Raw genomic sequence first — 9,090 nt, forward strand, 5'->3', positions numbered from 1 at the left:
CCGCAGTGCTGCTGACCACGTAGGCAAGTCCTCCATAGAGCGCGAGCATGGCGAGCGTGACGATGAGCGGCGAAATGCTCAGCCGCCTGACGAGCAGACCATTGATGAGACCGAACAGGAAACCCAAGCCGAGACCGGTTGCAGTGGCGAGCATTGGATCCTGCGTCACGACGGCGACCTTGGCGACGATGATGCCGATCAGCGCCATCATGCTGCCGATCGAAAGATCGACATAGCCGGCGATCAGCAGCGCTGAGGTGCCGAGCACGGCGATGAGGATAGATGTCGAGTTTACGCCGATGACGACGAAGTTCTCGAGGCGGAAGAACGAGGTGTTGAGCACTGAGAAAAGAATGACCAGCGCCACCGCGACCAGCGCCAGTCCGACGCGGCCGGAAGCCTCGCCAGGGGCCTTGGTGCCTGGCAGATGCGATGAGAACCAGCTCTGTTGTGGTTCCATGGCCCGATGTTCCGCGCGCGCGCTGTCGGTTATCATTTCAGTCTGTCGCTTCTCTTGAAAACCGGGCCAGCCCCAGCGATGCGCTGAGACCGGCCGGATCACGCGGAGCACTGTCAGGGCGTTACTTGGTCTCGGAGGACCAAGGGAAGTTCACATACTGGTCGCGCGAGTCGTAGCAGATATTGCCGTACATCTTGAGGTAGTAGTCGCGACGCGCGGGATCGTTGTAGACCGCAGCGGGATCGGCAAGGTCGGCCTCGTATTGAGCGAGGTTGTCGCTGGTGAGTGCGCTCGGCAGGATGTCCATGGCCTGCGGGATGCTCTTGCCTTCGAGCCAATCGGCAGCGTGCTGCCCCATAGCATAGCCGAAGACCGGCGACGACAGAGAGATGCTCGCCTTGTAGGGGCCGTCGGCCTTCTTGATCTCGGATACGGCCTCCGGCTCCCCGTCAATGCCGCCGAGGAACTGGTCGGGTCGTGCCTTGCCGGCCGCCTGAAGCGCCGCAAGCGCACCGAGCACCACCGTATCGGCGCCAAGCACCACGTCCACGTCCGGATGGGCCTGAAGTATGGTGCTCATGGTCTCGAACCCACCCTCCTTGTTGACGGGGTTTGGTGTGATGTCGGCAACGATCGTGACGCCCGGCAGGCCCTTGAGGCCGTCCCGCATCGCCGCAAAGCGCGGCGCGAGGAACTCGATCTGGTCCTGGGTGAGGAGGACGACGTTCGCATTCCCGCCAAGGTGATCGTTGATATAGGCGATTGCCGCGTCGGTGAGCGCCTTGCCGGTCGCGTACTGCGGAGCGTTGAGCAGCGAGGTCGCCGGCGGTGGAACGATTGTTCCTACGTAACCGCCCGCCCATATGACTTCCTGGAGGCTATGGCTCAGCGATGCGGGATCGACCGGCGCTGCAACAATGGCGCCGACTTTCGAGGCCAGCAGCAGTTGCACGTCCGACACCATCTTGGCCGCATCGTTATTGGCAAGGGCCCGGCGATACTCGAGCCCGCGATCCTTGGCCGCCATTTCGAGCCCGTGATCGACACCCTGCATGAACTCGCGCTCGTTGTCCTGGGCAAAGGCCAGGACTTTCTCAAGGCCCGGCGGCGCGCTGCACACCGGCGCGTTGGGATCGAAGGGGGCAAAGACCTTCGGGGTGGTGATGCCGGGGGGGCCATCCTGGGCGACCGTCAGTGCTGTCGTGCCCGCCAAAAGGCCAAGAGCGAGAGTGGCCGCGAGGCCAAGTAGTACTCGTGATGGCCTAAAACCACTTGGTACTCTTCCATGTGACTGCATTTCCTGTTCCTCCCTGTAGTTGTGACTTCGCCTTCAATTTGCCGCTCCGCCGTCCAGCAACTGCCAGCTCTCTGACACCTCGCCATCCGACGGTACTACCCTTCCCTGTGGGTTAGGTTCCTGCCGATCGGAACTTTCCGGCAGAAGCCTTTGCCAGTTCGAATGCTTGTTTCGCCTCAGCCGTGGAGACAGCCGTAATGGTCTTGGTGTCTGTGACCCCACCGCCAGCGCCAGCGGTTGCGAGCACGCTCATCACTGCGACCGGATTGGGTGCTTCGTAGGTAATGATAAAGTCGTACTCGCCGAGCGTCATGTAGTAGCTAAGCAGTTTGCATCCGGCTCGTTCGAAAAGCCCGCGAACCTCCTCGTAGCGGTCCTCTGGATTGCGCACTAAGCCGCTGATTGCCTGATGCGAGTACCTGGCCTGTGTGATGTAGACTGCCAATTTAGTCCTCCCTTTTGGCCGATTGCTGAGCTTGCGCCGGAATAGGGCAGAATGGAAGGCTGGCCTTCTTGAGGACCCCGAACAAGGTAACGCAAGGGCCGAGGCAGCAGCCTCAGCGCGATGCCAGCGCTCTCGCTGGGTACCACAACCTTTTGGGGCTCAAATGCTTTCGGTGCGAAAACAGCGCCGGTGCAGTTGTAGGAGGCCCTCGAGATTGGACCTCCGCCTCCCATGATGCGCAAAATGATCGCAACTCGCATTTTGACGGCCATTGATCGAGCAGATCATCCTGGCTCATTGGCAGATCAACATGACCCAGTTTTGCGAATGATCGGACAACCGGCACTGAACCTCATCAACACGTCGTTCCTTACGATTCCTAAGGAGGATGCAGGCACTGAATTGAAGCACAATGACTATCGCAGCAAGTCTTTGCGGGGTGTTTGTCAGGCGGAAACTAGTCCTCGCTAGTCGGTCGCAGATATCAGCCAATCCGGCGGGTACCCGGCCACACTGCGGGTTCCGCCCGCCGGGGTCCCGGCGAACCCGTGGGACCCCCAATTGGTGATCCGTCCAACCACACCGAATACGTGATTGAGGGCGTTCGGGAGATCAATGATGTAAGCGGCAGCGCCGGCTGCAGACGCTCCGGACGCTGACCATCAGCTCGACTGGGCAGGCTCCGACGAAGGGGCAGGCCGTACGCCGTGGGTGTAAAGGCCGAGGACGTACGGAACGCGATCGCCGAGGTGCGGCCGCTCAGTCCGCGGTATCGCGGTCCTCCACGACTAGACTTGTCCGCCTAAGCGGCTTTCTGAGCGAGGTCCATTTGTCGTTGCCAATCATCGGCGATACCCAGGATAGCAAGCAGTGTGTATCGCAGCCCGTGCAACAATAAGAGCGCTGCCACAACCCACCTGAGAGGAGCGGGAAGAACTGCATTGGCGGTTATTGCGAGTCCCAGTGTCAGCAGCGCAGGAGCGAAGCTGGGCAGTAACTTCACAAATGCCACCACCGCCACCGGCAGGACGATCAGGGTCAATGTCAGAACCAGCGCTGGAAATAGCTCCAAGATCAAACCGACCAAAGTGGAAAGGTGGGCTGCCGCAGCCCCCGACAGCCAGAAATTTGCGACGAGCCCAATAGCGGAAATGACCGCCGTTTGAATGATGGACGCTAGCAAGGCGGCCGGGCGTACGTTGAAAACTCCGCGCAGCACCTCTTCAATGAAAGACTTCATCGCAGAGCCTCTCTTTCCAGACTTGAGCCTCACATTGCATGGTAGCACATTCTCATGCTCAAGAAACTAAGCCAGTACGAACGGCTTGCACTGTTGACTGGTGGGTTCGAACCGATGGTTCGGCAGGCTTTCTTCGAAGCCATCGCGGACATCCGGTCCAAGATCACGCTTCGTCTGGTGATCGAACACCTTGAGCTTCGATCCCGGAGGCAATGGTGTCGTCTTCCGCTTCGGCGTGCGTACCTCCGAGATGCCGCGCCCTTATGTCCTGTGACCGCGTCCTGTCGCCCGTGTCCAAATGGGCAGGCCTGCGCCGTCGCCGGCTCCCGGTCCGGAAGCAAAGTCACGACCTGCCGCGCCTCAAGGTCGCAAACGATGGTTCCGTATCGGTGGTTGCGGCGCCAGGCCCAGTCGTCGATGCCGATCACCCGTAGAGGCGTCCGCGGGACCTGCCCGAACACTCCGGCTCGCAAGATCCCCCGCGATCTCGACGACGATGCCCGCGACGTGGCCCAGGCACTTGCCGACACGCCGGCCTATGTACGCTCCCGCCATCGGCGCAAGAAGGTGGAGGTTGTTCGCCCACCTCAAGCGCATCCTCAGGCTCGCTCGGCTCCGCCTGCGTGGTCCAGCGGCGCCCGCGGCGAGTTCCTGCTCGCCGTCACCGCCCAAAACCTCAGAAAACTAGCAAAGCTCCGGCCGATGACCAGCTTCGCCTAGGCCCAACAGGCGACAGGGAAGCTATCTCCCTATCGACGCCGTGCCAACGCTGCACACCGAGCCCGTCTGAGGAGCCTACCGCATCGCAACAGCCGACTAAATCAACGATATCGGCCCAAAGCGGCATCGACAAATGATGCCGGTCGGCGCGGACTTAGGTTGCGACAAGTTCCACATCCAGGTGCTCGACGAGGGCATCGACCAAGCGAAGATTGAGGGAGGATCGGTTCCAAACCAACCCGACCTTGCGGGTGAAGCGCCGGTCGAGGATGCGCCAGCGGGACAGTGTTAGGCCCTGTGGCCAGGGTGGAGCCCAGTCCGGCACCAGCGAAATGCCGAGTCCGCGATCGACCATAACGGCAATGGCTTCGAGGGCGTCGAGTTCGAAGCGGTCCTTGGGCACGATGCCGCAGCTGCGAAGGTAGCGATCTGCCAGCCGGCCGCCCCAGTGGCTGCGATCATAGCGCACGAACGGCTCGGTCATCAGCAGGCGGTGGGGATCGGAGAGGTCGACGCCGTCGGCGGCGATGAACACCAGCGGCTCTTCGCGCACCGTTTGCCAGTCGCAATCCTTGGGTAAGGCAAAGGGCGGCTGGACGATGATAGCGGCGTCGAGTTCGCCGACGAGGACGCGCTGGTAGAGATCCTGCGAGGTGCCGGGCGCGACAAAGAACGCGACGTCGGGATGGTAGACGTTCACGCGCGAGAGCAGCTTTGGCAGGATGCCCGTCATGGCGGTCGAGACGGCGCCCAGGCGTAGTTCGCCGGCTACGATGTCGAGCAGCGCGGCTTCCTTGAGCTCGCGTAAGGCCTTCAGCAGCGCCCTCGAGCTGTTGTAGACGGCGTTGCCCGCGGCGGTCGGCCGCACAATGCGTCCGGCGCGGGCCAGAAGCGGCGTCGAGAGCTCCTGTTCCAGCGCTTTTACCCGCTGGGCGACGGCCGCGGGTGTGAGGTCAAGCCGGCGGGCGGCCTCGGCCATCGAGCCCAGTTCGACCACTTGGACGAAGCTCTCGAGAAAGCGCGTATCCATCCGATCCATGTATTTTCTATCGTCTGAAGCTACATGAACACATATTGCCTTGGGTTTGAAAGCCCCGCCTAATCTCTATCGGAAAGTGGCCTCCGCCTGAAAAAGCCCGGCTAGTTGGGTGAGGAGGCCGCGCTGCACATTACCGAAAGGCGTCATGGGTGAGTTTGCGTTGCGGACTGGTCGGGGTAGGCTACTGGACGAAGTCGGCATTGCTTCCGGCCTTGAGGGCGCAGCCCGATGTCGAGGTGGTCGGCTGTGTCGGCGGTTCGCTCGCCGAGGCCGAGGCTTTCGCCGCCGGCGAGGCCATCCCGTCCGCCTACGAGACGCTGCCGGCCATGCTCGCCGCCGAGCGCCTCGATCTGGCGGTCGTCGCCACGCCCGACCACATTCATGCGCGCGACGTGCAACTGCTGCTCGAGGCCGGAGTCGCGGTCTATTGCGAAAAGCCGCTGGCCAACGATAGCGGGGCCGCGCACCAGCTCGCGGCGCTGCAGCAACTGACCAATGTCCCGGCGACGGTCGGCTACTCATTCCGCTTCAACCCGGCCATCCAGGCGATGAAGCGCGATCTCGAGGCAGGACGCTTCGGCGAAATCTGGCTGGTCGAGCTGGCTGAGCACAATCCGCAGTTCCACACGCACGGTGGCAAGCCGACAAACTGGAAGCACGACCCGGCGCAGGCCGCCGGTGGCTCCCTGTTCGAGTACGGTTCGCACGTCGTCGACATGGGAGCCTGGCTGCTGGGCCCGATCGCGCGGGTGTCCACGAGCTTCAAGCGGGTCCTGCCGGGCGCGAAGCTCGACGACATCGCGACGCTGCAGCTGCAGTTCGAGAACGGCACCACTGGCCTCCTGATCTCGAGCTGGGTGTTGAGCGGCGGCTTTCCCGGCACCCGGGTGAAGCTGCATGGCTCGGAGGCCGTCGGCGAAGTGCTGCTCGATGACCGGACCGATGCCGGCCAGTCGTACCGGGTCACCCCCGCCTTCCATTCAGGGAGTGAGGAACCGCGGGTCGAACCGCTGCTCGATCGCCGCAGCGATGCGGCCCGCCGCCATATCGCGGCCTTCCTAGACGCGCTCCGTGGCGGCGCGGGCGTCAATTCAACCCTGCCAACCCTGGCGCAGGCAGCGCATGTGCAGGACGTGCTCGCCGCTGCCCTCATGGCCGAGGAGCGCTGGCAGGCCGTAGCCGACTATTCAACTTCCACCGGGCAAACCAAGGAGATCTGACGTGCTGCAGAGTATCAGGAGACTGAGACTAGGACTGATGGCCGGCTTGGCCATGACGGCGCTGGCCTGGGCCGCGTCGGCCGTCGCCCAGGAGGGCACGCTCGTCGTGGCGCGCCCGGCCGACATCTTCACCTTCGATCCCTACAATACGCAGGACGACCGCTCGATCTTCACCGAGCTGCAGGTCTACGAGCGGCTGGTGAAGCTCTCTGCCGACGGCAAGGGCGTCGAGCCGGAGCTCGCGACCGAATGGACCGTCGCCGACGATGGGCTGAGCGCCACCTTCACCCTGCGCGACGGCGTCAAGTTCTGGAACGGCAACCCGCTGACCGCCAAGGACGTAGCGTTCTCGCTGACCCGCGCTATCGACCAGTCGGGGTCGTGGGGCTTCCTGTTCTCGCCGGTCAAGTCGGTCGAGGCCGTCGACGACAAGACCGTGAAGCTCACCATGTCGGAGCCCTTCGCTCCGCTACTCCCAGCGCTATCTACCTTTGCCGCCAGCATCTACGAAGAAGCGAACTTCACTGCGGCGGGTGAGCTGGCCGGCGAAAAGCCGATGGGCACCGGCGCCTACATGCTCGAAAGCTGGAGCAAGGGCCAGGAAGTCGTCCTCGCCGCCAACCCCAACTACTGGCAAGCGGGCAAGCCGACGATCGGCAAGATCGTCTTCCGCGTAGTGGGCGATGACAATGCCCGCACGCTGCAGCTCGCCTCGGGCGACGCGCAGGTCGTGACTGACGTGCCCCCCACCCAAGTCGACCAGATCGCGGCGACTGGCGGTAAGGCGGTCAGCGTCTCGGGTACCGCTGTCGGCTTTGTTACCATCAACCAGAAGATCAAGCCCTTCGACGAAGCACCGGTGCGCTGTGCGCTCGCATGGGCACTGGATCGCGAATCGATCGCCCAGTCGGTCTATTTCGGCAAGGCCGTGGCGGCCAAGTCGATCCTGCCCTCGACGACGTTCTTTTATGACGCCGCCACCAACCCGATCGGCTTCGATCTGGCCAAGGCCAAGGAGCTGCTCGCTTCGAGCTCGGTTCCGACCGGCTTCAGCTTCACGGCTACCGTGCCGAGCGGCGACATGACCCGCCTGTCGATTGCGCAGGTCTGGGCGGCTTCGCTGGCCGAGATCGGCATCACCATGAACATCGAGCAGGTCGAGGCAACGACCGCGCAGGAAATGTACAACACCGAGCAGTACACCATGCGCATCTCTGGCTGGACCAACGACACGCCGGATCCCGACGAGCTGATGGGCGTGGCGCTCGACTACCAGCCGCAGAACGGCCTCCACAGCAGCTATCGCAGCGACGAAGCGCGTGACCTCGTGCTCAAGGGCCGGGCCGAGCCCGATGCAGCCAAGCGCCAGGCGATCTACTCAGAGCTGCAGGGCATCGTGAACCGCGATTGTCCGTTCATCTACGTGGTGGAAGAGGACCGCATCTTCGGCACCTCGGCCAAGGTCACGGGCTTCCAGCCGAACTCGCAGGGCAAGTACAGCTTCGAGGACGTGACGCTCGCGCCCTGATGCATATCGCGGCTACGGCGGCCCGGTGCCGCCGCAGCCAGCTACCTTTCGACGAGGACAAGATGGCCGTCACCGACCCTGAAGCCTGGGTAAAGAATGTCGAGCGGCTCTATCGGGCCAGCGACGCCGAAGGCGTGAGCGCCCTCTACACCGACGATGCGATCACCATTTTCGGCAGCCGCGTGCTGTCGCCGGCCGAGGTCCACGCCCATCCCAGGGAGTGGTTCGACTCGCTGGAGGACTACCAGATCGAGCGGATCTTCCGGGCCGCTAATGGCGACGTGATCGTCAGCGAGACGGTGGCCAGCTACGTCGTAAAGGCAGACGGCAAGCGCTACAAGGAGTGGGGCGTCGACGTCTACTGGGTCAACGACGAGGGCAAGATCTACCACAAGCACACATCGGAAGTGGTCGAGCCCTTCGACCTGCGTCCCACGCCCCCGAGGAAGCAATGAGCGCACGGCTCGAGAATAAAGTCGCGGTCGTCACCGGTGCTGCTCGTGGCATCGGCCGGGCAACCGCCATCCGTTTCGCCGAGGAGGGCGCCGACGTCGCGCTGATCGATATCGGCCGCGACGTGCCGGGAGTGCCCTATCCCGGCGCGCGGCGCGAACAGCTCGACGAAACGCGGGCCGCCGTCGAGGCGCTTGGGAGGCGCGCCATGGCGCTGCCGGCCGACGTCACCGATAGCGACGAGATCAACGCCGCGGTCGCGAGCGTCGCCTCCGGCTGGGGGCATATCGACGTCATGGTCGCCGCCGCCGGCATCGATTCCTGGGGCAAGGCCTGGGAGCTGACCGATGCCCAGTGGCAGAAGATGCTCGACGTCAACCTGACCGGCGTCTGGAAGACCGCCCGCGCCGTCGCGCCCACGATGATCGCGCAGCGCTCGGGTTCGCTGGTGTTCATTGGCTCGGTGCTGAGCCACCGCGCCAACAAGGAATTCGCCCACTACACCGCCGCCAAGCACGGCGTACTGGGCCTGATGCGGGCCTTCGGGCTCGAACTCGCACCCTACGGCGTCCGCTCCAACTCGGTCGATCCGACAGTGGTGTTCACCGACATGGTGATGAACCCGCAGTATCTCGATCGGCTCGGCGGCCACGTGGGGACGACCATGGAGGAGGCGCGCGAGTACTAC

Annotated in this window: 8 protein-coding genes and 3 pseudogenes; 5 read left to right on the forward strand and 6 right to left on the reverse strand. The window is 63.4% G+C overall.

Annotated elements, in window-relative coordinates:
* From JWQ89_RS18285 to JWQ89_RS18305, 5 genes and pseudogenes are all read right to left on the reverse strand, one after another.
* Positions 1–460, reverse strand: a pseudogene (locus JWQ89_RS18285) (hypothetical protein); the annotation flags it as partial.
* A 121-nt stretch (positions 461–581) separates the two neighbouring features.
* A complete protein-coding gene (locus tag JWQ89_RS18290) occupies positions 582–1,673 on the reverse strand; it encodes a sugar ABC transporter substrate-binding protein (protein WP_299643307.1) in 1,092 nt (363 codons plus the stop codon).
* Between the two features lie 196 nt (positions 1,674–1,869).
* Positions 1,870–2,202: a GYD domain-containing protein gene (locus tag JWQ89_RS18295; RefSeq protein WP_299643308.1), complete on the reverse strand. Its 333-nt coding sequence runs from the start codon at positions 2,200–2,202 to the stop codon at positions 1,870–1,872.
* Between the two features lie 802 nt (positions 2,203–3,004).
* Positions 3,005–3,442 (reverse strand): hypothetical protein, encoded by a 438-nt coding sequence (locus JWQ89_RS18300; RefSeq protein WP_299643309.1) that lies wholly within the window; start codon positions 3,440–3,442, stop codon positions 3,005–3,007.
* A gap of 308 nt (positions 3,443–3,750) precedes the next feature.
* Positions 3,751–3,879 (reverse strand): annotated as a pseudogene (locus tag JWQ89_RS18305) (transposase); the annotation flags it as partial.
* Between the two features lie 13 nt (positions 3,880–3,892).
* Here JWQ89_RS18305 and JWQ89_RS18310 point away from each other — a divergent pair.
* Positions 3,893–4,162 (forward strand): annotated as a pseudogene (locus tag JWQ89_RS18310) (transposase); the annotation flags it as partial.
* A 154-nt stretch (positions 4,163–4,316) separates the two neighbouring features.
* Here JWQ89_RS18310 and JWQ89_RS18315 read toward each other — a convergent pair.
* On the reverse strand, positions 4,317–5,192 hold the full coding sequence (locus JWQ89_RS18315) for a LysR family transcriptional regulator (RefSeq protein ID WP_299643315.1): 876 nt from the start codon (positions 5,190–5,192) through the stop codon (positions 4,317–4,319).
* 158 nt (positions 5,193–5,350) lie between these two features.
* On the opposite strand from JWQ89_RS18315, the gene JWQ89_RS18320 reads away from it, so the two are divergent.
* The 4 genes from JWQ89_RS18320 to JWQ89_RS18335 form a co-directional block, all read left to right on the forward strand.
* Positions 5,351–6,421: a Gfo/Idh/MocA family oxidoreductase gene (locus JWQ89_RS18320; RefSeq protein WP_299643310.1), complete on the forward strand. Its 1,071-nt coding sequence runs from the start codon at positions 5,351–5,353 to the stop codon at positions 6,419–6,421.
* Position 6,422: 1 nt separating this feature from the next.
* Complete coding sequence (locus JWQ89_RS18325; RefSeq protein WP_299643311.1) at positions 6,423–7,949, forward strand: ABC transporter substrate-binding protein; 1,527 nt, start codon at positions 6,423–6,425, stop codon at positions 7,947–7,949.
* A gap of 62 nt (positions 7,950–8,011) precedes the next feature.
* Positions 8,012–8,404, forward strand: coding sequence for a nuclear transport factor 2 family protein (locus JWQ89_RS18330; protein WP_299643313.1), 393 nt, complete (start codon positions 8,012–8,014; stop codon positions 8,402–8,404).
* On the forward strand, positions 8,401–9,090 hold a 690-nt coding region (locus JWQ89_RS18335; RefSeq protein WP_299643314.1), incomplete at its 3' end, for an SDR family NAD(P)-dependent oxidoreductase. The genes JWQ89_RS18330 and JWQ89_RS18335, both read left to right, overlap by 4 nt.

Source organism: Devosia sp., assembly GCF_028290645.1.
GTDB lineage: Bacteria > Pseudomonadota > Alphaproteobacteria > Rhizobiales > Devosiaceae > Devosia_A.

Excerpts from the sequence above, each read along its gene's own strand:
- JWQ89_RS18300 (WP_299643309.1), bottom strand. The coding sequence starts at position 3,442 with ATGAAGTCTTTCATTGAAGAGGTGCTGCGCGGAGTTTTCAACGTACGC.
- JWQ89_RS18315 (WP_299643315.1), bottom strand. The coding sequence starts at position 5,192 with ATGGATACGCGCTTTCTCGAGAGCTTCGTCCAAGTGGTCGAACTGGGC.
- JWQ89_RS18330 (WP_299643313.1), top strand. The coding sequence starts at position 8,012 with ATGGCCGTCACCGACCCTGAAGCCTGGGTAAAGAATGTCGAGCGGCTC.